Below are 26,098 nucleotides of genomic sequence, written 5' to 3'. Positions count from 1 at the left end.
TAAAATTTACATATTATATATATCTTTTTTCCTTAACTGTCTATTATACTGAAAATATCATCATTCAAGGGGGTATTTTTATGGACAAAAAGGTTATTTTTTTCGAGGTTCGTGGTGGCACAGATAAAGGCCCTGACGGCTATCGACAAGATACAATGCCAATGGTGAATGCGCTAAAACAACGTGGACAGGATGCAGAAGTCATTTTCTTTGATGTTACAAAAAAAGAGGAAATTTTTAATTACGTCAAAGAGCAAGGTATTGCCTATGTATCACGTATTAATCCAGGAAACTTACAGCATGAACAAGAGTACTTCGATATGTTGCGTGAACTATGTAATGCAGGTGTCATTGGTATGCCACACCCTGATTCTATGATTGGTTATGGTTCTAAAGATGCATTATCAAAGCTGTCCTCAACGAATTTAGTGCCTGATGATACATTTGCTTATTATACAATTGAAGCATTTAAAGCTCAGTTCCCTACTTCTCTTGCTATTACTGAACGCGTCCTAAAGCAAAATCGTGGATCGACAGGAGAAGGTATATGGCGAGTAAAACTGGTTGAACCCCTTGCTGAGGGAATTACAGAAGTAACACTTGATGCGGAGATTAAATGTACAGAAGCAAAGGATAATCATGTGGAATATTGGAAACTAAGCGATTTCATGACGTTCTGTGAGCAATATATTACTGGTCCAAATGGCATGCTAGTTGATATGCGCTTCCTTCCGCGTATTACTGAAGGCGAAATCCGCTTATTTATGTTACGAAATAAACCAGTTAACGTAGTACATAAAAAACCGGCAGATTCCGAGGACGCATTTAGTGCAACACTATTTTCAGGTGCGCACTATCGTTATGATGCACCAGAAGACTGGGAAGAGCTTGTCCAAAACTTTTTAAGACAACTACCACTCGTAACTAGTTTACTGGGCAATTATGATTTACCGCTCCTATGGACTGCCGATTTCATGCTTGATACAAACGAAGCTGGCGAAGATTGCTATATTTTAGGGGAAATGAATTGTTCATGTGTAGGCTTCACTTCTGAACTTTCTTTAGCACATCAAGTAGCAGAAGAAATTTTAGCTTGTATCCATGAAAATACCGAGATTTCAGCATAGTGAAACCGGTCTTCTTCATTACTGCCCGTTAATGTGGGATAAATAAAAAAGTGCGATCTTCTGATTATATAAGGGTATAGGAATAGAGGATAATTAGTCTATTATAGAGGCTGGTTATCCTCTTTTTATATACATACTATTTTTATTTTGAGTTGGACTTTTAGTTTTCTATTCGGATAAAGTATTTTTCATAAATATCTATTGCTTCAATCTGTGGATTATTTAAATCAATTTTCAACTCACCCTCACGCTCTTCATCTTCTTCACCCAACCAACAAATATAAACTTCACAATAATCACCTTGTGGGAGCAACTCTTTTAGTAAGTGACATAAATAGAGAAAAGTCTTTTTGGAATTTTCATAGTTATGTGGTGAATGAATCTTTTGATATTCATTCATTTGCCAAATAGGGTTACCTTTCTCATAAACTTCATAAATATAAGGCGTAGTAAAATGCTTCTGTTTAACTACATCACGATCTTCTTCATCCGAGAAAACATAATCAATTTCAACTTCATCCTCCGTATAATACTCATTAAGTTTTACTGGAAAATTTAAACCAATATAGGTTGCTATACTCATTTTCACATACTCCTTGTTTTAGAGTGACTTTTATTTAACTCCTCATAAAAAATGAGCTGAGACAAAAAGAAAAATGTTAGACCTAGATATAATCGGTCTAACATTTCTTTGATTTTAGATGAAAATTCACTTTGATGAAGCAGAAAAGTTATTATCTCTTTTTGTTATTTTTCAAAATAAACGAGTTCTGTCCTAGTCTCATTTCTTTACATACGTTTGAAGGTTGTCACCCTAAGATAATATAAGGATCGCACTTTTTATATATAAATCTTAATGGCTTGTATAAATTCATAAATAAAATATCCGGCAAAGCCTATTAATAAAACGCCCGCAACCATCGTAAGCGACTTAATGAACTTACGACTCATTGCTTTACGGGTAACTGAAACAATGGTCATCAAACCAATATCATGCAGCAATATGCCACTGAGAACCCCTGCCGCAATCACTAAAAAGTTTGCTGACTGTCCTTGCCCATATGATTTAGCTAGTACAACACCGAAAACATTTACCCAGAATACTAGATTTCCAGGTGAGATTGCAACTAGTAAACCATTACGATAAGAAGTAAAAAATGATTTTGTCACTTTCTCTCCTGCAAGCGTAATATCATGATCAGCATTTTTTATAGAGTCCAGCCCTAAAAGGAATAAAAAGCCCGCTCCTATAATCCACATAGGAATTTGAATGATTGGCATTGCTAAAATGGACGCTAATCCCATATACAATGCAAAAACTAATACAAAATCAATTGTCATACCACCAAGACCGACAGCCCAACCATGCATAAAGCCATTTTTTAGTCCTTGCTTTGTCATTTCTACTGTAATAGCCCCAACAGGCATGGCAATCGCAAGTCCTACCAATACATACGCTACATATAGACTCAACTAAACACTTCTTTCATGCAATAAGATAAGTTTCATACGTCCGTTTATAATTGTATTGTAGCATAAAAATACATAAAATGTTATTTTCACTAATAAATATTCATTTTTTATATACTGATACTTAGTTAATCTATTTGTATGATATTATTGGGAAATCTATTCTTATTGCCATTTAATTCGCTTTGGCATAATTACATCCGGAGTTTGATTTGCGCCCTGGACGCTGTCAGTCATTTCGGTAATGTCACAGGACGATGCAGGTCAGTTAGCCGTTTTGAATGTTGACTTTCTTTACAGTTAACAGAGCAATTACCATCAATATTGCACAGCAAGCAAATAAACTAAGTAAAAACATCCCACCTCCCGAATAACCCCAATATTCTACAAGTGAACCGAAAATAGGTGGAATTAAAAATACACCAATGGATGCAACCATTATACTAAATCCACTTGCAAAACCACTCATAGATTTTTCCACACTTTCAACAGCTAGCGTCATCCATATACCATTAAAGCCAGCAAGAGAAAAACCTACAATAGCTATACATATAACTATTAAACTAGAGGAATGTATAAAGTACATAAGGGTTATCCCAATTGTGCTCAGCATTGTAATGATTAACAATACGCCCCATCGATTTCTATTAAAAAATTTATCACTAATAATACCCCACAACACTCGCCCGCATGCCCCACTTATTTCAGAGATAGCCAAGCATATTCCAGCACTATAAATTGACCAGTCCTTTATTTCATACAAAAATAATATAATGTACGTGTTAAATGTAATTTGAACACCCATTAATATGAATGCAGAGCTATTCGTAAAAAATAGCCATTTTGAGTGAAAGAAAATGCGTAACTGCTGACGTAAAGGCATCTTAGTAGCCATCTCACTTTGTGAATCTTCTTTTGTCTTTAATACAAAAGGTATGATGAAGCTAAACAATAATAATAATACTGCTGCAACCGACAATGTGTAGCGCCAACCGATGGACGCTACCAACGGAATCAACACAACACTCGAGCCTGCTGACCCTAGTGTGATAGACATCTGTTTTACACCCATTAGTAATGAAACTTTATTTACCGGAAGTGTATTCACAAGAAAACGATTTGTGACAGGATGCATTCCTCCATAACCCATCCCTGCTAGTACAACAAATAGTAAGGCCAACGAATAATTGTCTATCCAAGCAAAACTTAAAAAGCCTGTTCCAACAACAGTCATCAAGCAAACCATCATTTTACGGGTACTTAATCGATCTGCTAAATACCCAATTATCAACGTTGCTATAAATTGACCAATAAAAAGGGCAGTTGGAAGGAATCCTAACTGCCCTTTATTCAGTGATAAGTCAGCACTAATATAGAACATTAAAGGGCTAATGCTTCTCCCAACAAAGGCAGTTAAAAATTGAGCAATGATGATCCACATTGCGATAAATTTCATCTGTTGCATAATTTATCAAAACCACCTTTTACTCTTAATGAGCACATTCGCAAAGATTTATTTCTACCTAATAAAGTAATAGAACTTTTCAGATTTGTTTTTTAGCTAAATTTAACCACCACTTTTGCCATTACCTTGTAAAAATTAATATACCTAAATACTTTTAACTAAATACTCCCTACACCCCCAACCATTTTGGTACGAATAATACAAGGTCCGGAATATATGTCAGGAATAATAGTACGACAAATGAAATAACTATAAATGGAAAAACATTCTTTACTAGCGTTTCGAATTTCACATCCGCCATCGATGATACTATGAAAAGTCCTGTACCTACTGGCGGTGTTAATAAGCCCAACGTTAAGTTAATACAAATGATGACTCCAAAATGCACCGGGTCAATATTAAATGCTATTACGAGTGGCATCATTACAGGTACTAGAATTATTAATGCTGCAATTCCATCTAGTAGCATGCCGACTATTAACAATGCTAAATTCACTAATAATAAGAATACCCATGGACTTTCTGTAATACTTAACATACTTTCTACTAACAATTGTGGAATCCGTTCAAATGCAATCATCCATCCAAAAATATTTGCCATAATAATTAAGTACGTTACCGTTGCAGTATTTGTCACCGTATTGATCAGCATTTTAGGGAGCTTCTTAATATCTAACTCTCTATAGAAAAATAAACCTACAATTACTGCTAGTAAACAAGCAATAGCAGCAGATTCTGTTGCTGTAAATACACCCGTTAAAATACCTACAACAATTGTAATTGGTATTAATAGTGCTGGAACTACTTGTAATGTATTGCTTCTAATAACTGTCCACGAAGCACGTTCACTTTTCGGGAAATTTTGTTTATAGCCCATATAAGAAATAACTAAAATAAAAACAAGTCCATAAATAATCCCTGGGACAATTCCAGCCATAAATAAAGCACCAACCGATGTACTTGATAACGTACCATAAATAATGAAAATCATACTTGGTGGAATAATAGGTGCGATAATAGAAGATGCTAGCGTTATAGACGCTGCGAATTCACGTTTATAACCCTCCTTTTCCATTTGCGGTACCATTACTTTACTCATCATCGCAGCTTGGGCATTAGCTGATCCTAAAATTGATGCTAAGAACATATTAGCAACAACTGTAACATAGGCCAATCCTCCTCTAAAATGCCCGATAAGTACACGAGCAAATTGAACAAGCCTCGTTGTAATTCCTCCCTCATTCATAATTTCCCCCATTAACATGAATAACGGAATCGCTAATAGTCCAAAATTTTCAAGACCTGAATACATACGTAATGGTGTAGAATTTAATAATGTCATCTGACCATTTAATATGAAATAAATAACTGTCGTAATACCAAGCACCATCGAGATTGGAATACCAATTATAAGTAAAAGAAAGAAAATTACGAGTACAATATATGTCATGTATTTTCTCCCTCTCTATTCATAATTGTGTCAATCAAATGTGAAATAAGATGAATTGCTGCAAAAATTAATCCAACAGATACTGCACTATATGGAATCCACATTGGCAATTGCAATGAGCTAGATTTTTGTAGCAACATAGATGGGTGCATCATCCATTTATAAGAGTAATAGATTAATATAAATAAGAATGCAATCATGATGCAATCCTGAATAATCCTCAATATTCTCTTATTACGCTCGGATACAGCATCGTATAAAAATGTAACAGAAGCCTGGGTGCCATATTTCAGGCCCCAGCTTCCTCCGATAAACGAAGTCCATATTAATAAGAAAATCGAAACTTCACCAGCCCAAGGGATGGGATCTTTTAAAAAATAACGAAAAATAACAGCTAATATCATTAAGACAGCTAGAGCAGCCATTAAAATGGTCATCAGAAATTCTTCGATTTTAGTAATGCCTTGACTAATTTTCGCCATTTAGCCATTCCCCCTAATTTACTTACGGAATTCTTTGATAAACTGTTTAATCAAATCTGATTTCGCACTGTACTCGGCATCGAAAGCTTCGATTTGCTCTTTAAATACATCTGCACCTAACTCATAAACAGTCATTCCTTGACTGGCAAGTTCCTTTTTGAATTCTTCTTCTTGTCCAGAGCGAGTTTCTACTGCATAAGCTATTGCTGCTTGTAAGGAATCGTTAATAATTTTTTGAGCCTCTTCAGATAATCCATCAAGCATCCTCTCATTTGTGACGACAATTGATGGCCATACCATGTGGTTTGTAACAGCTACATACTTGGCTACTTCAGAGTATTTATTTGTGATTGTCGCATCTAAGTCCATATCCATTCCGTCAATAACGCCTGTCTGTAAAGCTGAATATACTTCTGGTAATGGTAAACCTTCTGGCGCAGCTCCCGCTTCTTTATAGAATATTTGAAGCGGCGGACTTGGTGTTACACGCATTTTTAAACCTTCTAAATCAGAAGCTTTTTTAACTTCTTTTGATTTGAATACCATCGTACGTTGACCAGCGAATAAGTAATCTAACCCTTTTAAGCCAGTTCCTTCTATTTTCCCTAAAATTTCACGTGCAATATCCGTATGACTTGCATCAGATGCTTCTTGTAAATTTTTAAAAGTGTACGGTGCGAACCACGCGGACATCTCAGGTGTACGTGCACTTAAATACGCGGCTGTAATAAAAGCAAAGTCTATTGAGCCTGCTTCTACTTGTTGTACCATATCTGCTTCAGTACCTAATTGACTCGCAGGGTAAATTTCAAGTTCCATCTTGCCATCTGAACGTGCCTTTAATTCTTCATTAAATTTTTCAGCTGCTTTATGCCACATATGATCTGTTGATGTAATATGTGCAAGCTTAAATTTCATCTCCGGAATATCTCTACCCGAACTATTTGTTGATTCAGCTGATTTGTTGTCTGTTTCCTTTGTTGCGTTCGAGTTACTACAAGCTGCCAATACAAATAAAAGTGCTAGTAAACAACTAACTAGCGTAAACTTTAGCGGTTTTTTCATAATAAAATATCCCCTCTATTTTTGATTTATTATGTTGCATTTGTTATTGCTCCGCCTTCGTCTTTCCACCTGTTCCCCAATGAATGGGTGATACTTCTATTAAAATAACGCGTACACTATCCTTTGGAACTTGTGCCGTTTGAACAATGGCAGCTGTTACTCCCTGAATAATTTCTTTCTTTTGCTCCACAGACCGTCCTTCTAACAACTGAATTTGAACAATTGGCATACTTAGTCCTCGCTACTTCACAACTAATGTTAGTTTGCCGAGTGTCCCATAGTCTGCTTCTACTTCATCACCGGCTTTTACTGGAATTGCATCAGTTATGCCACCTGTTAAAACTAGTTGACCAGGTAAAATCCCCCTACCTTCTTTTGCTAACATCGTTAATAATTCGATGACTGAATAAATTGGATGACCTAGCACCGCTGCTCCTGTACCATGTAATTTTTCTTCTCCATTTTGTTTCAAAATAACTTCTGTAGAAGCCCAATCACATGCATATGGTGAAAACGCTTGCGCACTCAACCATATTTTTGATGAAGAAGCATTATCAGCTATTACATCAGGTAATGTAAATGAAAAGTTCTTATAGCGGCTATCAATTACTTCAAGTGCTAGAAATACATTTTCAATCGCATCCCAAACCTCTAAAGGTGTTAAATCCGCACCTTGTAGCTCTTTTTTAAAAACAAAGGCCACCTCTGCTTCAACACGTGGATGGATATATTCAGAAGCTGTAATCTCATTTGCCCTAAGATTCATTTTTGAAGTTAAACGCCCATAAATTGGAGAATTCACCTCCACTTGTTGCTGTTTAGCAATGCTCGTTAGGCCCATTTTCCAACCGATAAACCGATTGTCAGCTGTCATCGTTTTTTCCATACTAATTTTCTGAATTTCATATGCTTCTTCTACTGTAAGATTTGGTTTTGATTCGGTAATCTTTTCAATTGCCTCTGTTGTTGCTTGTGCTTCCGCTACTCGCTCTGCATATTCAAATAAAGACACTATACGCTCCCCACTTTCTGTTGTGCGATTTTCTGTGCTACTTCAATGATTGTATCTTCTTGTCCACCTACAACATTTAATTTGCCTAACTCTACTAAAATATCTCTAGCATCGACGCCCACTTTTTCAGCGGCTATATTTGCGTGAAGTAAAAAGCTCGAATATACGCCAGCATAGCCCATTACTAAACTACCTGTCGTAATATCTTGAGGATGTGGCAAAATATTGGCACGAACATATTCAGCCAAATCGAGCATTTTGTATAAATCTATGCCTATTTCAATACCCATGCGATTTAATACAGCGACCAATACCTCGGTTTGTGTATTGCCTGCACCTGCACCTAAACAACAGATACTACCATCGATACGCGTAGCACCTTCTTGAATCGCTACAAGTGTATTGGCAACAGCTAGAGACAAATTATTATGCGCATGAAAACCAATCTCAATGTTTAAATTAGTACGCAATAGACGAATACGATCCTGTACATCTGAAGGTAGCATAGCTCCCGCTGAGTCCGTGACATACACAGCATCAGCTCCATATGATTCCATTAACAATGCCTGCTCTAATACTTTTTCAGGTGATGCAGAATGTGACATCATTAAAAAACCAAATGCCTCCATACCTAGTGCTTTCGCTGTTTCAATATGTTGCTTTGATACATCCGCCTCAGTTACATGTGTTGCGACACGAACAACTCGAGCACCAGCTTCATAAGCCTCTTTCAATTGATGTATCGTGCCAATTCCAGGGATAAGTAAAACTGTTATTTTAGAATCTCCAGCAACTTCTACTGCCGCTCTTATTAACTGAATATCGTGCTCTTTAGAAAACCCATATTGAAGTGACGAGCCTCCTAAACCATCTCCATGCGTGACTTCGATATACGGTACACCTGCATCACTTAATTGCTTCGTTACATAACGAACTTGCTCAGAAGAAAATTGATGGGCAACTACATGACTACCATCACGAAGTGCAACTTCTGTTAAATAGATCTTACTCATACACTTCCACCTCCCTTAAGTGCATTGTTTTTGCAATTTCTTCAGCCACTTTCAACCCAGCAGCCGTCATAATATCTAAATTTCCAGCGTAGATCGGTAAATAATCTCCCAATCCTTCTACTTCAATAAATACCGTAACTTTCTTTCCATCTACAATTGGATCTAGCTTCAAACGATAGCCTGGTACATATTCATTTACATTTGCGACCATATTTTTTACGGATTCTATAATTTCTTCAGCATTAGCTTCATCTTCAAGTAGACATAATACCGTATCACGCATGAGTAAAGGTGGCTCTGCTGGGTTTAAAATAATAATTGCCTTACCTTTTTTTGCTCCGCCAATCAGCTCGATTGCATTTGATGTTGTTTCTGTAAATTCATCGATATTAGCTCGTGTTCCTGGACCTGCACTTTTTGAAGCAATCGTTGCAACGATTTCAGCGTAAGCAACGCTTTGTACACGGCTAATAGCATTGACGATTGGTATCGTCGCCTGACCCCCACACGTAATCATGTTTACAACAGGCTTTTCAATATGCTCTGTCAAATTCACTGTCGGTACAACAAATGGACCTACAGCCGCTGGGGTTAAATCTATTAATCTTTTGTTTAAACCTTGTAAAGCTTCCACATGTGCAATATGTGCTTTTGCTGATGTTGCATCAAATAAAATATCAGCCAAATGTGGTTGTTCTAGAAATCCTTCAATACCATTGGAAATCGTCTGAAAACCCGCCTCTTGTGCAAGTCTTAAACCATCTGATTCAGGATCAATACCAATAAGTACTGACATTTCTATGTACGGAGATCGTTGAATTTTCACCATTAAATCCGTACCAATATTTCCTGATCCAATAATGCCCACTTTAATTTTTGTCATGGTAGCTTTGCCTCCCTTTACACAAACTCTAGCTCGACTGTACCTAATAGTTCACCAAAGTCTGCTGTAAACTTATCACCCTGTTCAGCATCCAATGCTGCCGATAAAGCGCCGGATAATATAACTTCTCCTGCTTCAATACCAATGTTGAAATCTGCTAGACGGTTCACAAGCCATGCAACACAGCTTGCCGGATTACCTAAAACATCTTCTCCCTTACCTTCATTCATAAACTCTCCATTTTTATAAAGCTGCATTTCGATTGCTGGTAAGTCAACATTGAAGACCTCGCGTTTCACTTGACCTAGTACATATTTTGCAGAGGAAGCATTATCTGCGATTGTATCTAGCAATTTTATTTGCCAATTGGCAATGCGACTATCCACGATTTCAAGACTAGCTACAATATAATCTGTTGCTTCTAGTACCTCCTCAACAGTCACATTAGGTCCTTTTAATGGAGACTTGAATACAAACGCAATTTCACCTTCCACTTTTGGCTTTAAATAACCAGTTCGTTCGGTTTTTCCTTCTGTAATTTCCATATTCGATAAAAGATGCCCATAATCCGGTTCATCTACGTTTAATAGATGTTGCATTGCTAATGATGTCAAACCAATTTTTTTACCTGTAATTTTATGGCCGTTCAGTAACTTCTCATTAATGATTTCAAGTTGAATGGAGTAAGCATCTTTCAATGAAATATCTTTAATTGATTGAGTAATTGGCGCAATTCCAATGCGTGTTCTTTCCGCTTCTAGTAATTTGTTAGACCATTCAATTAGATTCACTACCATGCTATCACCCCATGTTATAATTTAATTGTTACGTTTGAGACCTCGCAGTAGAATTCAAAGCTATGTGCGCCACCTTCACGCCCGATTCCGCTGTGCTTCATACCACCAAATGGTGTCCGAAGATCTCTTAAATACCATGTATTTACCCAAACGATTCCTGACTCAATTTGACCTGCAACACGATGTGCACGTCTTAAATCATTTGTCCAAATAGTTGCGCCTAAGCCGTAATTTGTATCATTTGCACGTGCAATCACTTCGTCTTCTGTATCAAAAGGCAATACTGTAACAACCGGGCCAAAAATTTCTTCGCGTACACAACGATCTTGATCCGTTAATCCTGTAATAATTGTCGGCTCAATATAATAGCCTTTATCTATATTAGCTGGGCGACCACCGCCTGTAAGAATATTGCCACCTTCTTCTCTCGCAGTTTGAATGTAACCCATTACTTTTTCGTAATGGTCTTTCCCTACAACAGAGCCGATATCTGTCGTTGCATCAAATGGATCCCCTATCTTTAATTCTTTTGTGCGCGCTACAAATTTCTCAACAAATTCTTCATAAATATCACGTTCTACATATATACGAGAACCACAGAGACACACTTGCCCTTGGTTCATAAAGCTCGATTTTAGCGTTGTCGTAAGAACTTCATCTAGGTCCGAATCTTTAAAAATAATATTAGGATTTTTGCCGCCTAATTCAAATGAGACTTTTTTCAATGTAGGAGCGGCAGCCTTCATAATAGTGGTACCTGTTTTGGTTTCCCCCGTAAATGTAATAGCATCTACATCAGGGTGTTCCGATAGAAATGCACCTGCTGAATTTCCACCAAAACCGTGAACTAAATTTACAACACCGTCTGGTACCCCCGCTTCTTGACACAATTCAACCAAGCGAGTAGCTGTCATTGGTGTAAGCTCCGCCGGTTTCATGACAGCAGTACTACCTGCCGCTAGACAAGGGGCTAATTTCCAAGTTAAAAGTAGTAATGGTAGATTCCAAGGATTAATCATGGCCACAACACCTACTGGTCGTGTCACTGAATAATGTAGTGCCATATTGTCTTGGTTGTAAGATTCATTCCCAAGTGAAGTAACATAATCCGCAAAGAAGTGGAAATTATGTGCCGCACGTTTAATATCCATTTCTAAAGCTAAATGATACGGCTTGCCTGTATCGGTTGCCTCTAAAGCAGCGAGTTCTTCAACATTTTCTAATATGAGGTCGCCAATACGTCGTAAAAGTTGAGAACGCTCTTTGACAGTGAATCTTCCCCATGTTCCTTTCAAAGCAGCTTTTGCAGACTGTACCGCTACGTCAACCTCTTCTCTAGTCGCTTCTGCTACCCATCCAATGACTTCTTCTGTCGCAGGATTTATATTTTCAAATACTTTCCCATCTGTAGTCTCAATGAATTCGCCGTTTATGAAATTACGGCAATTGATACTTTTCGTTTTAATCGTTGCATGTTGCATCACTTTTCTCACTCCCTCAATTATGAAGCGACTTTAAGGAAAAGAGTCTCTTACCTTATTTCCTGAAGTCACTTTTTTGATTATTCTGAAAATTCAACAACCATTTCTATTTCAATTGCTGTATTATTAGGGAGTTGGGCCATTCCAACTGCCGAACGAGCATGCTTACCTCGCTCTCCAAAAACATCCACTAGTAAATCTGATGCACCATTCATAACTTTTGGTTGTTGTATAAAATCAGGTGTAGAATTGACCATCCCTAAAATTTTTACAATACGCTTCACTTTCGATAAATCACCTAATTCATATTTCAATACAGATAAAAGGTTAATCATTGATTGGCGACAAGCTGCATAGCCATCCTCTACTGTTAAATCTTCACCTAATTTGCCATGATACTGATCGACACCTTGCCCCGATGTAAAAATTAAATTACCTGTTCGTACGCAACTAACATAATTTCCAACTGCTTCCCTAGGCTCAGCAAGCTCTATTCCAAGTTCTTGTAATCGTTCTTCAGGTGTTTTCACTTGATTTACCATTTAAAACCTTGCTCCTTTCTACATTTAAAAATGTCATAGCATTTTCGCCTAAAATTGCTTTACGTACTTCTTCTGACAAGTCCAAGGTCTCATCTATAATTTTCCCAGGGTTAATTTCTCTCAGTAAAAATGGATAGTCTGATCCCATAATAATTTTCTCATGGCCAAAACGTTCAATTAAATAATGTAGATTTTGTGATTCATATACTAATGAATCAAAGTAAAAGTTTTTCGTATAGTGGCTTGGAGGATACTTTGTACGTCTAAGATTTGGCCAAACATCCCAACCTTGATCTAGACGTGGAAGAATGTAAGGGAATGATCCGCCACCATGTGCAAAACAAACCTTTAAATTCGGACACTTTTCCATTACGCCACTCCACACTAAGCTTGCTGCTGCTAAAGCTGTCTCACTTGGCATGCCGATTGTATATAAAAAATTATGTCTTGGTGTTCTATCTTGAGCTAAGGTTTCCCAAGGGTGAATAAATAGTGGCATTTCATATTGTTCTGCCGCTTCAAAAAATGGAAGTAAATACTCGCTGTCTAAATTTTCTCTATTTATATTGGTACCGATCTCAATTCCAGCTAGCCCCATTTCCTTGCACCGTATTAACTCAACAATTGCCGCTTTTGCATCTTGCAACGGTACAGTTCCTAGGCCGATGAATCGATCTGGATGTTCTTTAACAACCTCTGCAATAAAATCATTTTGGAATTGTGCAAGCTCTACTGCTTGTTCAATAGGAGCCCAATAAGAAAATGTTACAGGTACAGGTGAAATAACCTGCATATCCACACCCTCATTATCCATATCCTCAATGCGTTTTTTCGCATCCCAGACTTGATCGGTCACTTCCCTAAACACTTTACCACTTACCATAATATCCGCTCCACAAGAACATTTTTGCTCTAGGACAGGCCACTTTTCATTTTCATACTTAATAGCAAAATTCGGTAAATCTTTTGGATAAATATGTGTATGGAAATCTATTCGCATTGCCATTCACTCACCGTCTCAGGCATTACATGTCCACAATTATCACATTGGCGTAATTCTTTAGAAGAGTTGAAGTGATCAATACCTTCTGCAATTTGTTTACCAATGTTTGTTACTTGAATGCGTACACGATGCAATTCATGGTCACATTCACTGCATAGCCATACTAAATCTTCTAACTCGCCCTCTTTGCGCTTTCTCTCCACGACAATTCCATATGTGTCTGCTATACGGTGCGGTGAATGAGGAACGTTTGCCGGTAGCATGAACATTTCGCCTTCCTTCACTTCAATTACTTCACGTTTACCTTCATCATTAATAACCTCTACAAAACAAGAACCCTTAATTTGATAGAATAGTTCATCTGATGGGTCAACATGGAATTCACGACGAGCATTTGGACCACCAATTAACATAATTAAAAACTCAGAGTCTTCCCATAGTACTTTATTATTCACTGGCGGTTTTAGTAAATTCTTGTTCTCCTCAATGATTTTTAAAAGGTTTTGAGAACGAGCTTGTAATTTGCTTACTTGCGTTGAATTTGACATATTTGAATTCCTCCTGTTTTTTAGATTTAATAATTAATTGTCATATAGCCTATTTGTCTCGAAATCATTTCTGCTGAACGAATTACTTCACGAACAATCGCATGTTTCTCCTTACCGTTCATATAACTTTTTTCACCTACTAAGTTAAGAGCCGCCACAACCTGTCCATTATAGGTTTTAATAGGTGCTGCAATTCCATAAGTATTCGATTCATTTTCTAAATCGCTAATGGCATAGCCGTTTTTATATACCACTTCAAGCTCCTTTTTCAAGTCATCCACAGAAGTAATGGTATTGGTCGTTTGTTTAAACATTCCTTTTTCCATCATCGGTATCATAAATGCCGGATTATACGTTAACAATACTTTTCCGATGCTTGTTGAATAAGCAGGATAACGAGTCATCCCGACAAACGTTGGTACTACATCCACATGTGGAGACATGGCCTTGTAGACAAATCGAACTTCCCCATTATCAAACATCCCAATATGAGAAGTACCTTTAAAACGCGCAATCAAATTACTTATAATGGGTCCTGCTTCAAAATTAATATCTTGGGAATACATAACTTTGTTACTCCACTCAAGAATTTTCCAGCCCAATCGGTAACGCTTATCACTGCCTTGCAAGAGGATACTTTCTTTACACATTGTTTTTAAGAAATGATGGACTGAACTCGGAGGTAAATTTAACTTATCTGCAATTTCTTTATTACTCAAAGATGGTTCGCCATCCGAAAATAAATCGATAATGCGTGTGATTTTTTTTACTGATGAAATCAAATCCTTCACCTCCAAGTTCAATTTAAATTATTTGTTTCTCTCTTACTTCTTCTTTCTTAGCAAGAATTGAATCAACTAAATCAAAAGAATACTGTTTCTTAAATTTATTGTAGTAAATAGCACGTTTCCTAACAGGATCCCCTGTATAATAGCGTTCATATTGAAGTGCTCTCATACCAAACCCTTCACCACATAGATCCCAAGCTAGCTTAAAGATTTTCATTCTTAGTTCTGCATCTACACCTTCTCGTCCACCATAATGGCGATCGATGCTTGGACGGAGTTCTGGATTTAGGAAATCTGCTTCAGTTGGCATCATAAGTAAACCGCCTGCACCAATTGTTTGCATTACTTCAATTGCTCTCGGATACATTTCAGGCATCATGCCGCGAATTGTTTCTAAGGCATCTGGATTTAATCGAGCTTCACCGTGCTCTGTAATTGTAAATTCATGCTCTGCTGTTCGAAGCAATGCACGGATGACTTCTACAGATTGCACTAATTCACCGAGGTCACGTTGCACATTTAAAAATTGATCTACACCAATCGAATCAGCAACCTTGCAAGCCACCTCTACAGCAAATGCAAGTTTGATGTATCCTCTAACACCTGACTGATGTGCTGGCTGTTCTGCAATACCTGTCATTGGATACAGCAAGTTCGCAGCTTCAACGTTGTTGTATAAAAATACACGATCCCATGGTACTAATACATCTTCAAAAATGAGTAGAGCATCCATTTCCTCATAGCGAGAAGCCAGCGGATGATCGAATGTTGAACGTGTACCATCTTGAACTGGTTCACGACAAATAATTTTTAATCCTTTCACATCAATTGGTACGGCAAAAGCCAATGCATATCGCTCATCTCCTTGTGCAAATCCAGGGAATGAATAGACAATCACTTCATCCGTAAGTGCTGCTAATGTTGCTAGCATTTTTGCTCCGCGGACGACTAATCCCTCAGGACGTTCTTCTACTGCACCTAAATGTGTAAACATATCTGACTGCTGATGCGATGATTTACTTCGATCATTTTGCGGGTTCACAATTGCATGAGTTAAGAACACATCATTATCACGTAAATGGCGATAATAAGCTTCAATATTTTTAGCCCAATCTTGGTTGTATTTCGCTAAGAACCAAGAATTTTGTGCTAATGAAGTCACCACTGTATTTAAAAAATCTGGTGTTCTGCCCATCAAGCCATATGTTTGTCGAGCTACAACTTCAAAAGCTTTACTACGTTTCATGATGTCTTCATAAGATTTAGCAAATAGGAATGAAGTTGCTACACGTTCACCTGTTTCTTCACAAACATGCGTTAAATCTTCTTGGTATTTTGGATCATGTTGTAAATCAAATAACTTTGCAATTTCTTGGATTGGTTGATGAAAATAGGGTTCATCGTAAACACTCTCTATTAAACTGCCATTTAGCCATACTTCCGGTTTTCTTGACTTTAATGCATCTATATATTGTTGTCCTGTTCTGATTCCCATAACTGAAAATCCCCCTCTCCGAAATATTTATTGTTGTATTAGCTGTTTTGTCGAGCCCATCTTGCCTTCAAAGAATGTAAGCGCTTCCCTTTCGGTGCGTCCAAAATTTATTATTTCTCCTATAAATAACACATGATCTCCTGCATCTACTTCTTTCCATGGTTTACATTCGATAAAAGCAGACACACCTTCAATTTTCGGAGCTATACCGTCTTTAATCCATGTAATTTCAAGTCCTTCTTGCTTCCGTCCTGCAAATTGCCATGCAATGGACTCCTGTTGATCTGCTAAAATATTAATTGTAAAAGCTTTGTTTTTCATTTGAGATAAAGAATTTGCTTTTTTATCGATAGATACTAGTGCTAGAGCTGGCTCTAACGAAACGGAAGTAAATGAGTTCACTGTGATTCCATTAATACCCGCGCTATCAAACCAAGTAACCACCGTCACACCTGTAGGAAATTTCCCAAATGTTTGTCTAAGTAATTTTGTTTCCATTTACAGCACCTCCTTTTATTTATTATTAGAATCATAACAACTTCTCTTCTCTTTGAAATGCATTATATTTCAAATAGTGAAATCGAACAAAATTATATTCTGCTTTAAACTTATTTTTTCTGCAAAAATCAGTATTTTTCTATTCAGATAAAATAATGACCATCTACGATTTGATAATCCGCTGATTTATATGATATTTTTCTGCTTTAAATCTATTTATCTGAAACTTTATTATCATTTTTATTTTCGCGAAAATTCAGTCTATTCACTTCTACGTTTATGAGCAAAAAGGGAAGAACTCCTATAGAGATGGCTTCATCCATTTAGTTTTTATTATTTAAAATAAGGGTGCGAAGTTGGTCGGTTTTTAATATGGACTCATACTTGTCCACAAAAACTGATCGACCTTTCTTCACTTTCTACAATAAAAAAAGTAGCACAAACCATTGTCTTAGTTTGTACTACTAATGTTAGTATGTTTTCTTTTAGAACATTTGCTTTTTCCATTGCGCTAGCACGTCATTGGATTTCGCAATGTCCACTTTTAATGCTACTTGCTTGGCAGAGCAACGCTTTTTAGCCTCCTCCCATGCTTCTTCTAGAGCAGGTAAATAGCTTAAATTTTTTGTAGCTGCGACTAGCTGTAAAAAAATATTTCCTTGAATGTAGTACCAGCGAGGGTTCATGCCATCTAACTGAATAGCCTCTTCAATAAGACGTAATGCCAAATACGGACTGCCTTCATTTCGACTCAAAAACTGTGCGAATGCTCCCCAGTAAAGAGCTTTATTTGGCTGTAGTTTTATCGCTTCCGCATATTGCACAAGTGCTTTATCATGCTCCTTAGCAAGAGCAAAATATTCAGCCATAGTATAGTAAGCATTCGCTTGCGCCTCGACCGATCCAGCTAATAATTCATCTACTACTTTACCGAATTGCTGATCATCCTCACTTCCTAGATATGCAGCGAGTACATCACGCTCTGGATAGGAGCCATCTGTTCGTTCAACACTTTGCTTCCCTTTTTCAGCAGAAGGAATAGGCATATTTGCATAACCGTTCGCTTCCAACAATGCGACGTGTTGTTGAATTGTTGGAAAAGATTCATGTTCTGTAAACGCACTATTAGCTAACAGTGCTTTGGCTAATTGATAGCTTTCTTTCACATGACCATTTAAAAATAATTCATTTATCTGTTGTACTTGCTCATCAAACTGTTTAATCACTATTAAAATCCTCACCTTCACCAAAAGAAAAGTATTATAGGTATTTTACCATCTTTAAATCTAAAACAAACTAAATAGAAATAATTTTTCTACAATTCTTTTAATTCAGAGCTGAATGACCACATTAAAAATCTGATAACAATATGGTTCATCACATAGCGAGTGTTGATTTCCGTTTCGATTGGGCGTTTTCTCGAGGGCGTCCGATGAGCCGCTTCACTCGCGTTGCTCGGCACGGGGTTTCGCCGCTTAATCGTGCATTTTGCCGCTTGATGGAGACTTTTCGCCGCTTGGTCATAGGTTTCTGCCGCTTGGTCGTAGGTTTCTGCCGCTTGGTCGTGCTTTTCCGCCGCTAACTCATGGCTTTTCGAAGCTAACTGGGCTTTCCGCCGCTAACTCATGGCTTTCCTCCGCTAACATGTGCCTTCCGCCGCTAACTCAGGCTTTTCCGCCGCTAACTCATGCCTTTCCGCCGCTAACATGTGCCCTTCCGCCGCTAACTCGTGTCTTTCCGCCGCTAACTCGTGCCTTCCTCCGCTAACTCGTGCCTTTCCGCCGCTAACTCGTGCCCTTCCGCCGCTAACTCATGCCTTTCCGCCGCTAACATGTGCCCTTCCGCCGCTAACTCGTGTCTTTCCGCCGCTAACTCGTGCCTTTCCGCCGCTAACATGTGCCCTTCCGCCGCTAACTCGTGTCTTTCCGCCGCTAACTCGTGCCTTCCTCCGCTAACTCGTGCCTTCCGCCGCTAACTCATGCCTTTCCGCCGCTAACTCGTGGCTTTTCGCCGCTAACTCATGCCTTTCCGCCGCTAACTCGTGGCTTTTCGCCGCTAACTCGTGCCTTCCTCCGCTAACACATACATCTGTTACGATAATCCCCAGATAAAAAAACATTGGATAAAGTTCTGAATTGTGAGATAATTGAAGTGTATTTTCACTTTTTGAGAACAAGTAAATTAGATATAGGAGGGCTTGTGCTATGAATAGACGAATTCATTTTGTATCGCTTATTATTGGAAATTTGTTAACACTAGGAGCGATTTTCATTTACGCTATGCAAAGTCAAGTAGATGTGGCCCTCAGCACATATGCCCTTGTGATGGGATTTTTAAGCACATTACTTCTGATCTTTTTTTATTTATGGGGGGATGAAAAACAACAAATATCGAATCGTTTTTCTAAATAACTTGGGTGGTTTCAAACTATAGTTTTGAAGTCATCCCAGATTTTTTCGAACACTGCCATTGAACAAAAAAGCGATTTCCCCCTTTTCTACATCAGTAGTTGAGGGAATTTCTTTTCACGAAATGCTTCTTTTTTCGTGGCATTCCCCTCTGTATACGCCGAATTATTGTTGAAAAATAAAAAATTTTGTAGAAAATTTAAAAAGAATGATTGAGTAGTAATTCAATTTTCTGTATAATCAGCTTGTTTGACAATACTAATTTGAATTTGGGGGTAGACAATTGGGTAAAGCATTGATTATAGGAGCTGGCGGAGTAGCCAGTGTTGTGGTACACAAGTGTGTTCAAAATTCGGACGTATTTGAGGAAATTTGTATCGCAAGTAGAACTGTTTCAAAATGTGACGCTCTAAAAGAAAAACTAGATGGCGGAAAAACAAAGATTCATACCGCACAGGTAGACGCAGACAATACGGAAGAGGTTATTGAGCTTATTAAAGCCTTCGGACCAGAAGTTGTTATTAATGTAGCACTACCTTATCAAGACTTAACGATTATGGATGCTTGCTTAGCGACAGGTGTACACTATGTGGATACTGCAAACTACGAGCCACCTGAAACGGCAAAATTTGAATATAAATGGCAATGGGCTTATAAAGAGAAGTTCGAAAAAGCTGGTCTAACTGCTTTACTTGGTAGCGGTTTTGATCCAGGTGTAACGGGCGTTTTCACAGCTCATGCACAAAAACATGAATTTGATGAAATCCACTACATAGATATTGTGGATGCAAATGCCGGTGATCACGGTTACCATTTCGCTACAAACTTCAACCCAGAAATCAACATTCGTGAAATTACAGCGAATGGTCGTTACTGGAAAGCAGGCGAGTGGATTGAAACTGCACCACTTGAGAAAAAAGAGGTTTATAACTTACCAGAAATCGGACCAAAAGATATTTACCTTTTATACCATGAAGAACTAGAATCACTTGCTAAAAACATTAAAGGCTTAAAGCAAATCCGTTTCTGGATGACATTCTCTGAAAAATACTTAACACATTTAAAAGTATTAGAGAATGTTGGTATGACTTCTATCGAGCCTATTGAATTTGAAGGACAAATGATTCAACCAATTCACTTCCTAAAAGCTGTACTGCCTGATCCAGCATCACTTGGACCACGTACAAAAGGAAAAACTAACATCGGTTGTATTATTCGCGGTCTAAAAGATGGTAAGGAAAAAACTTATTATGTCTACAATGTATGTGACCACGAGGAATGCTATAACGAGGTTGGTTCACAGGCAATTTCCTACACAACTGGTGTCCCAGCAATGATTGGTGCAATGCTAGTGATGAACGGTCAATGGCGTAAACCTGGCGTTTGGAATGTCGAAGATTTCAATCCAGATCCATTCATGGATGCACTAAATAAATGGGGTCTACCATGGCAAGAAAGCCATAATCCAGAATTACTTGACCTTGAGTTAGATGTAAAGGAATTAAGTCGATGAAGCCAATTGATTTCTCAAAAGTTCCATCCCCTTCTTACGTAGTGGATGAACGATTATTAACAAAAAATCTAGAACTTTTAAAATCGATTCAAGATCGCACAGGTTGCCGTGTTTTACTTGCCTTAAAAGGGTTTTCAATGCATTCCACATTCCCATTAGTGGGTGAATATTTAGCAGGAATTACGTCTAGCTCATTATTTGAAGCTCAACTCGGCTATGAAAAAATGGGCAAAGAAGTTCATGTCTATGCACCAGCTTACGTGGAACATGAAATGGACGAGCTTCTTGGCTATGTTGATCATATTGTGTTTAATTCATTTAACCAATGGAATCAATTTAAGGACAAAGTAAAGTCTGCTGGTAAAACAATTGAATGTGGTATTCGTATCAATCCTGAGTACTCTGAAATTGAAACAGCACTTTACGATCCTTGCTACACGAATTCTCGTCTTGGCACAACATTAGCCAACTTCGACAAGTCACAGCTTGACGGTATTGACGGCTTACACTTCCATGCAATGTGTGAGCAAAACTCAGATACGTTAGAGCGCATTATACAAGTTGTCGAAGAAAAATTTGGTGATGTTTTACATCAAATGAAATGGTTAAACTTTGGTGGAGGTCACCATATTACACGTGATGATTATGATGTAGAAAAGCTTGTGAATATCATTAATTACATTCAAGACAAGTATAACCTTCTCGTCTATTTAGAGCCCGGTGAAGCTGTTGCACTTAATACAGGCTATTTAGTAGCAACGGTTCTTGATGTACAGAAAAACGGTATGGACCTAGCAATTTTAGATACATCGGCAACTTGCCATATGCCAGATGTTCTAGAAATGCCGTACCGCCCAATGATCATCGGTTCTGGTCAACCAAATGAACTAGCTTACACATATCGCCTAGGCGGGCTTACATGTCTTGCTGGTGATGTAATTGGTGATTATTCATTCGAACAACCTTTACAACCAGGCGATCGTTTAGTATTTACAGATATGGCGCATTACTCAATGGTGAAAAATCATATGTTTAATGGTGTAAATCTTCCATCAATCGTTTCTTATAACGATGAAGAAGGCATTAAAGTCATTCGTGAATTTAAATTTGAAGACTATAGCGGCCGACTTTCATAAGGCCAAAGAAAATCCTCTCCAACTTATAGATGGAGAGGATTTTTTTATGGCTGCATATTCATCCAACTATCAACATGATGAATGGCAAAACCATTATAACCTTTTTTATTAGCATAATGTCGATGGACTTGTGCTAACTGTTTATTCATATAGGCTTCTCCATCATCATAGAAGGTAATATTTTTCCCTTCATCAGAGGCACCTGTTTCCACACTAATAATAATTGATTTTTTTACTTTTTTTGCATAGTTTATTTCATGTTCAACAATATTTATAATGTCTTTAGCAGCATCTCGATAAGCCATTATCGAAACACTTTCCACTTGGTCAATCACCCAATCAGCTAGTAACCCTTGTCCAAATTGGTTTTTGTATGTAATTTCGTCAAACCAAAATGGCATATCCACTTCCAATGGCAAATGTAATCGATCAGTATCCCCTTTCGCTCTAGTAAGAAGCACTTGATAGGATTCAATCGTTTTTACTTGGTTCGAGCTCCAACCACTATTTAAATACGGCTCTACGTCGAGATGAACTCCAGAAAATTGCTCTGTTGCTGCTGCATTTTCATTATATGTACGTAACCAATCAAACAGCTGATCCTGCATTTTATAGCCCTCCTTTGAAACCCAGCTTGCAGAACCATCCAACGCATATACTTTTATACCTTTTGCCATTGCTTTATCAATAAAACTTTTGTAATAGTTACTTGCTATATCACTATTAATTTGTAAATATAATTTATTAATATCTTTGCTTTCTAAAAATGAGAGTACCCCTGATTCATCTTCGACAATCTTTGTCGTATCCCATAACCAAGTAGCCTTATCTTGCATGGCCATTGCGTCTACCTTCCCCATTGTTAATCCTAGCGTACTTACAATTGTTACTATAAAAGCAATGATTGCTTTTAGTGAACGACTTACCATATATTACATCTCCATTCTATTTACCGAGGCTCATAGAACAGAACCTGGCAACCTGACAATCATGCACTACAATAGTGTTTAGACTCATGGCTTTGCGTCCTTCCCTTTCGGTGAAGTTTGCCTTTTACAGTATTTTTCTTACCTAACATAATACGATGTTAGTACGAATATGTCTGTAGGTAAAACGCATAACTTTATTGATAACTTTCTAATAAGATAATAAGAACACAGGTTATTTGTACTATATTAGTATAAAAACGTAGCAGTAATAATGAAGGTGAACAAGATGATGAAGTAGCAATTGAGAATGATGAAATGCAAAATTAGATATCGATTCCTTTCGATATCTTTAACTGAAAAACAATTTGTATATAATGTAGCCTATCAATAACACTAAAACTAATACGACCGTCTCTTTCCAACCCATACCATTTAAATTTCCGCTAGTTCCCCTATTTATCCCATCGTTTAAAGAACCAGTAGGATTGTTTTTTAATTCACTTTGTTTTAAATGCTCTCTTTTTTCTTCAGGTGTTTCCGTTTTCTTTGAATCCATATGATAAATACCTCCTCAAAAACGAATTATTAAAAGATATATGCATAATTATGCTTTGTCATGCAGCTCATCGGACGTCCCAAGGAAAGTGACCTGTCGGAATGGAAATCAACGACACGTTTTGGTGATAAGCTTAATATTCGACATAGAGTATTCAGTTTCCCTTTTGGAAGCCACTTAAAAAGAAAGACAGAATCACATATTTGTAATTCTGTCTAAAACATCAACATGAAGTGTTGTATTGAATTATTTAATCCTACAAAAACTTATGCCTCTACGTTTTCTTTTTCATTTTCAAGCATTTTGTGTAAATAATTTATTATTTCACGTATACCTTCTAATGAATTCACAAGTATCTTCGGGTCAACGTATGTGATCATACGATTTTCAAGATTAGCCACAGCTGTAAAGTAGCGTGTTTTTGAATAATTGACAAGTCCCATCTGCTTTAATACTGACTCATCAAAATCAAGAATTTCACGAGCTTCTGTTACAAGTAATCCATAATTCACAACATCCGTGTTCAACACTATAATCCGTGCTGTTGCAGCATTAGAAGAACGATTATATAGAATACGCTCAAAATCAAGCACAGGGACTAGCTCGCCACGAATTCTTGTGAAGCCTAGAAGATAATTAGGTAAGTGAGGAATCGGTGTTACTTGCTCTAACTTTTCAATCGAAATCGCTTGTTCCACAGGCACTGCATATTCCTCTGTACCACAAGCAAAAACTACTGCCTTTACACTTTCCATTCGTTCACATCCTCGATTTTTGTGGTTATTTTTTCGCAGACTCTTTGACGATTTCAACAAGTAAATCCGCTAATTTTTCTAATTCTTCGACTGGGATTTTTTCATTTGTTGTATGAATGTCCTCGTACCCAACAGAAAGATTTACTGTAGGGATGCCAAAGCCCGCAATAACATTAGCATCGGAACCTCCGCCTGAAATACCAAGCTTTGGCGTACGATCGATGTTGTGTACAGCCGCCATTGCCACTTGAACAACTTTATCTGATTCTGTTACACGGAATCCAGGATACATTAGCTTCACTTCAACTTCAGCTTTTGCACCTAATGAAGCTGCAACTTGCTCAAACGTCTCCTGCATATGCTTCGTTTGGGCATCTAGCTTCGCTTTGTCGATCGAACGAGCCTCTGCAAGAATTGTTACTTCGTCACACACAATATTTGTTGCCTGACCACCCTCAAAGCGACCAATATTTGCTGTTGTTTCTTCATCTAATCGACCTAGCTTCATTTGTGCAATACATTTGGAAGCAACTGTTATCGCTGAAATTCCTTTTTCTGGAGCAACACCAGCGTGTGCTGTTTTCCCAATTATTTTAACGGAAATTTTCGCTTGGAATGGAGCTGCTGTTACAATTCCTCCTACTTTGCCATCACTGTCTACAGCAAAGCCGTATTTCGCTTTAATTTTAGAAGGATCTAACTCTTTAGCACCAACAAGCCCACTTTCCTCGCCAGCTGTAATAATAAATTCAATATCACCATGTTCAATATTTTGCTCTTTTAAGCGTTTAGCCATTTCAAATAATGTGGCGATACCAGCTTTGTCATCAGCACCTAAAATTGTTGTACCATCTGAAACGATATAGCCGTCTTCACGAAGAGAAGGTTTAATACCTTTCCCCGGGACAACTGTATCCATATGAGAAGTAAAATAAATTGGGTCGATATCTAATGAACCCTTTAGCGTAGCAAGTATATTACCTGCTCCATGCCCGTTACGAGTATGTGCATCATCTTGTTCTACTGTAAAACCAAGCGTTGTTAATTTGTCGATTAAAATCGGCGCAATCACTTCTTCATGTTTTGTTTCTGAATCGATTTGTACGAGCTCAAAAAACTCTTCTACTAAACGACTTGTCATGTTGTAGGACTCCCTTAGTTTACGTGTTTTTCCACGTCATAGTTATCTTCTATATTTTAGCATACTGCTGCGTTTGGGAAAATAAAACGATTACATTGTTTTTAAATCGATGGTTGCAATTATCCTTTTCAATAAAATTTACAAATTATAGACGGGTAAAACTCCTGATAATTGCTATAATTAGTTCTTTTAAAATGGGATCTGTTATGTTTTATCCCAATTATATCCAATTATTTAATGTCGATTAGCCCATTAAATCGACAACAAAATCAATGAATTTTTTTATAATAAACGATTAACTTGAGGTCCAATTAACACTGAGAGGAAATCTATTAAACCGTTACATATCATACGTTCAAACAGTATAAACATACTTTTTCTAGAGTTATTAAACTATTAAACGAAAAGAAAAATAAAACTAAATTTTCTGAAAATTACTATCGTATTACAGAACATTATGGTATATTCTGAAATATATTGTCGAATAAAAATATTCAACGACATATGAAAGATGAATTTTTCTATACAAAATTAATCGTTT

The 26,098-nt window shown here is 37.4% G+C and carries 27 protein-coding genes and 1 riboswitch; of the genes, 4 read left to right on the top strand and 23 right to left on the bottom strand.

Annotated features, from left to right (window positions below):
* Positions 1-80 precede the first annotated feature (80 nt).
* Positions 81-1,127, top strand: coding sequence for a Cj0069 family protein (locus ABH966_RS20690; protein ID WP_370081712.1), 1,047 nt, complete (start codon positions 81-83; stop codon positions 1,125-1,127).
* A gap of 160 nt (positions 1,128-1,287) precedes the next feature.
* Here the strand turns inward: ABH966_RS20690 and ABH966_RS20685 are convergent, their stop codons facing one another.
* The 19 genes from ABH966_RS20685 to ABH966_RS20595 form a co-directional block, all read right to left on the bottom strand.
* A complete protein-coding gene (locus ABH966_RS20685; RefSeq protein ID WP_370081710.1) occupies positions 1,288-1,710 on the bottom strand; it encodes a hypothetical protein in 423 nt (140 codons plus the stop codon).
* Positions 1,711-1,967: 257 nt separating this feature from the next.
* Entirely contained in the window at positions 1,968-2,600 is a 633-nt protein-coding gene (locus ABH966_RS20680) for a LysE family transporter (RefSeq protein ID WP_370081708.1), read from the bottom strand.
* Positions 2,601-2,865: 265 nt separating this feature from the next.
* Complete coding sequence (locus ABH966_RS20675; RefSeq protein WP_370081706.1) at positions 2,866-4,062, bottom strand: MFS transporter; 1,197 nt, start codon at positions 4,060-4,062, stop codon at positions 2,866-2,868.
* 169 nt (positions 4,063-4,231) lie between these two features.
* Positions 4,232-5,512: a TRAP transporter large permease gene (locus ABH966_RS20670; protein WP_370081704.1), complete on the bottom strand. Its 1,281-nt coding sequence runs from the start codon at positions 5,510-5,512 to the stop codon at positions 4,232-4,234.
* A complete protein-coding gene (locus ABH966_RS20665) occupies positions 5,509-5,994 on the bottom strand; it encodes a TRAP transporter small permease (protein ID WP_370081702.1) in 486 nt (161 codons plus the stop codon). Before ABH966_RS20665 ends, ABH966_RS20670 begins: the two co-directional genes overlap by 4 nt.
* An 18-nt stretch (positions 5,995-6,012) precedes the next feature.
* On the bottom strand, positions 6,013-7,059 hold the full coding sequence (locus ABH966_RS20660; protein WP_370081700.1) for a TRAP transporter substrate-binding protein: 1,047 nt from the start codon (positions 7,057-7,059) through the stop codon (positions 6,013-6,015).
* A gap of 43 nt (positions 7,060-7,102) precedes the next feature.
* Positions 7,103-7,288 (bottom strand): 2-hydroxymuconate tautomerase, encoded by a 186-nt coding sequence (locus ABH966_RS20655; protein WP_370081698.1) that lies wholly within the window; start codon positions 7,286-7,288, stop codon positions 7,103-7,105.
* A gap of 12 nt (positions 7,289-7,300) precedes the next feature.
* Positions 7,301-8,071, bottom strand: a complete 771-nt coding sequence (locus ABH966_RS20650) for a 2-keto-4-pentenoate hydratase (RefSeq protein WP_370081696.1) — start codon at positions 8,069-8,071, stop codon at positions 7,301-7,303.
* On the bottom strand, positions 8,071-9,084 hold the full coding sequence (gene dmpG / locus ABH966_RS20645) for a 4-hydroxy-2-oxovalerate aldolase (RefSeq protein ID WP_370081694.1): 1,014 nt from the start codon (positions 9,082-9,084) through the stop codon (positions 8,071-8,073). The genes ABH966_RS20650 and dmpG overlap by 1 nt, the downstream gene beginning before the upstream one ends.
* Positions 9,077-9,967, bottom strand: coding sequence for an acetaldehyde dehydrogenase (acetylating) (locus ABH966_RS20640; protein WP_370081692.1), 891 nt, complete (start codon positions 9,965-9,967; stop codon positions 9,077-9,079). Before ABH966_RS20640 ends, dmpG begins: the two co-directional genes overlap by 8 nt.
* Before the next feature lie 17 nt (positions 9,968-9,984).
* On the bottom strand, positions 9,985-10,764 hold the full coding sequence (locus ABH966_RS20635) for a 2-keto-4-pentenoate hydratase (RefSeq protein ID WP_370081690.1): 780 nt from the start codon (positions 10,762-10,764) through the stop codon (positions 9,985-9,987).
* Between the two features lie 14 nt (positions 10,765-10,778).
* On the bottom strand, positions 10,779-12,245 hold the full coding sequence (locus tag ABH966_RS20630; RefSeq protein WP_370081750.1) for an aldehyde dehydrogenase: 1,467 nt from the start codon (positions 12,243-12,245) through the stop codon (positions 10,779-10,781).
* Between the two features lie 80 nt (positions 12,246-12,325).
* Positions 12,326-12,787: a RidA family protein gene (locus ABH966_RS20625; RefSeq protein WP_370081688.1), complete on the bottom strand. Its 462-nt coding sequence runs from the start codon at positions 12,785-12,787 to the stop codon at positions 12,326-12,328.
* A complete protein-coding gene (locus ABH966_RS20620) occupies positions 12,762-13,793 on the bottom strand; it encodes an amidohydrolase family protein (RefSeq protein WP_370081686.1) in 1,032 nt (343 codons plus the stop codon). Before ABH966_RS20620 ends, ABH966_RS20625 begins: the two co-directional genes overlap by 26 nt.
* The gene (locus ABH966_RS20615; RefSeq protein WP_370081684.1) at positions 13,778-14,338 is read right to left on the bottom strand and encodes a 3-hydroxyanthranilate 3,4-dioxygenase; all 561 of its coding nucleotides are present in this window, start codon (positions 14,336-14,338) and stop codon (positions 13,778-13,780) included. The genes ABH966_RS20620 and ABH966_RS20615 overlap by 16 nt, the downstream gene beginning before the upstream one ends.
* A gap of 26 nt (positions 14,339-14,364) precedes the next feature.
* The gene (locus tag ABH966_RS20610) at positions 14,365-15,120 is read right to left on the bottom strand and encodes an IclR family transcriptional regulator (protein ID WP_370081682.1); all 756 of its coding nucleotides are present in this window, start codon (positions 15,118-15,120) and stop codon (positions 14,365-14,367) included.
* A gap of 22 nt (positions 15,121-15,142) precedes the next feature.
* Positions 15,143-16,621 carry a 4-hydroxyphenylacetate 3-hydroxylase family protein gene (locus ABH966_RS20605; RefSeq protein WP_370081680.1) on the bottom strand — a complete coding sequence of 493 codons (1,479 nt, stop codon included), beginning with the start codon at positions 16,619-16,621 and terminating at the stop codon, positions 15,143-15,145.
* A gap of 27 nt (positions 16,622-16,648) precedes the next feature.
* A complete protein-coding gene (locus ABH966_RS20600) occupies positions 16,649-17,119 on the bottom strand; it encodes a flavin reductase family protein (protein ID WP_370081678.1) in 471 nt (156 codons plus the stop codon).
* Between the two features lie 485 nt (positions 17,120-17,604).
* Entirely contained in the window at positions 17,605-18,345 is a 741-nt protein-coding gene (locus tag ABH966_RS20595; RefSeq protein ID WP_370081677.1) for a tetratricopeptide repeat protein, read from the bottom strand.
* Positions 18,346-19,323: 978 nt separating this feature from the next.
* On the opposite strand from ABH966_RS20595, the gene ABH966_RS20590 reads away from it, so the two are divergent.
* The 3 genes from ABH966_RS20590 to nspC all read left to right on the top strand — a co-directional run bounded on the left by ABH966_RS20590 (position 19,324) and on the right by nspC (position 22,176).
* Positions 19,324-19,530: a hypothetical protein gene (locus tag ABH966_RS20590; RefSeq protein ID WP_370081675.1), complete on the top strand. Its 207-nt coding sequence runs from the start codon at positions 19,324-19,326 to the stop codon at positions 19,528-19,530.
* Positions 19,531-19,810: 280 nt separating this feature from the next.
* Complete coding sequence (locus tag ABH966_RS20585) at positions 19,811-21,040, top strand: saccharopine dehydrogenase family protein (RefSeq protein WP_370081673.1); 1,230 nt, start codon at positions 19,811-19,813, stop codon at positions 21,038-21,040.
* Complete coding sequence (gene nspC, locus ABH966_RS20580; RefSeq protein ID WP_370081671.1) at positions 21,037-22,176, top strand: carboxynorspermidine decarboxylase; 1,140 nt, start codon at positions 21,037-21,039, stop codon at positions 22,174-22,176. Before ABH966_RS20585 ends, nspC begins: the two co-directional genes overlap by 4 nt.
* A 44-nt stretch (positions 22,177-22,220) precedes the next feature.
* On the opposite strand, the gene ABH966_RS20575 is transcribed toward nspC, so the two are convergent.
* The 4 genes from ABH966_RS20575 to ABH966_RS20560 form a co-directional block, all read right to left on the bottom strand.
* The gene (locus ABH966_RS20575) at positions 22,221-23,105 is read right to left on the bottom strand and encodes an amidase (protein ID WP_370081669.1); all 885 of its coding nucleotides are present in this window, start codon (positions 23,103-23,105) and stop codon (positions 22,221-22,223) included.
* Positions 23,106-23,148: 43 nt separating this feature from the next.
* Positions 23,149-23,237, bottom strand: a riboswitch (cyclic di-GMP riboswitch).
* 217 nt (positions 23,238-23,454) lie between these two features.
* Complete coding sequence (locus ABH966_RS20570; protein ID WP_370081667.1) at positions 23,455-23,661, bottom strand: DUF6366 family protein; 207 nt, start codon at positions 23,659-23,661, stop codon at positions 23,455-23,457.
* Positions 23,662-23,927: 266 nt separating this feature from the next.
* Positions 23,928-24,416, bottom strand: a complete 489-nt coding sequence (locus tag ABH966_RS20565; RefSeq protein ID WP_053483746.1) for a chemotaxis protein CheW — start codon at positions 24,414-24,416, stop codon at positions 23,928-23,930.
* A 25-nt stretch (positions 24,417-24,441) separates the two neighbouring features.
* Positions 24,442-25,557: a M20/M25/M40 family metallo-hydrolase gene (locus ABH966_RS20560; protein ID WP_370081665.1), complete on the bottom strand. Its 1,116-nt coding sequence runs from the start codon at positions 25,555-25,557 to the stop codon at positions 24,442-24,444.
* Between the last annotated feature and the right edge of the window lie 541 nt (positions 25,558-26,098).

The sequence above is a fragment of the Lysinibacillus sp. RC46 genome, assembly GCF_041262385.1.
Taxonomy (GTDB): domain Bacteria; phylum Bacillota; class Bacilli; order Bacillales_A; family Planococcaceae; genus Lysinibacillus.
The sequence above is the reverse complement of the archived record's forward strand: the minus strand, read 5'-3'. Positions and strand labels throughout refer to the sequence as shown.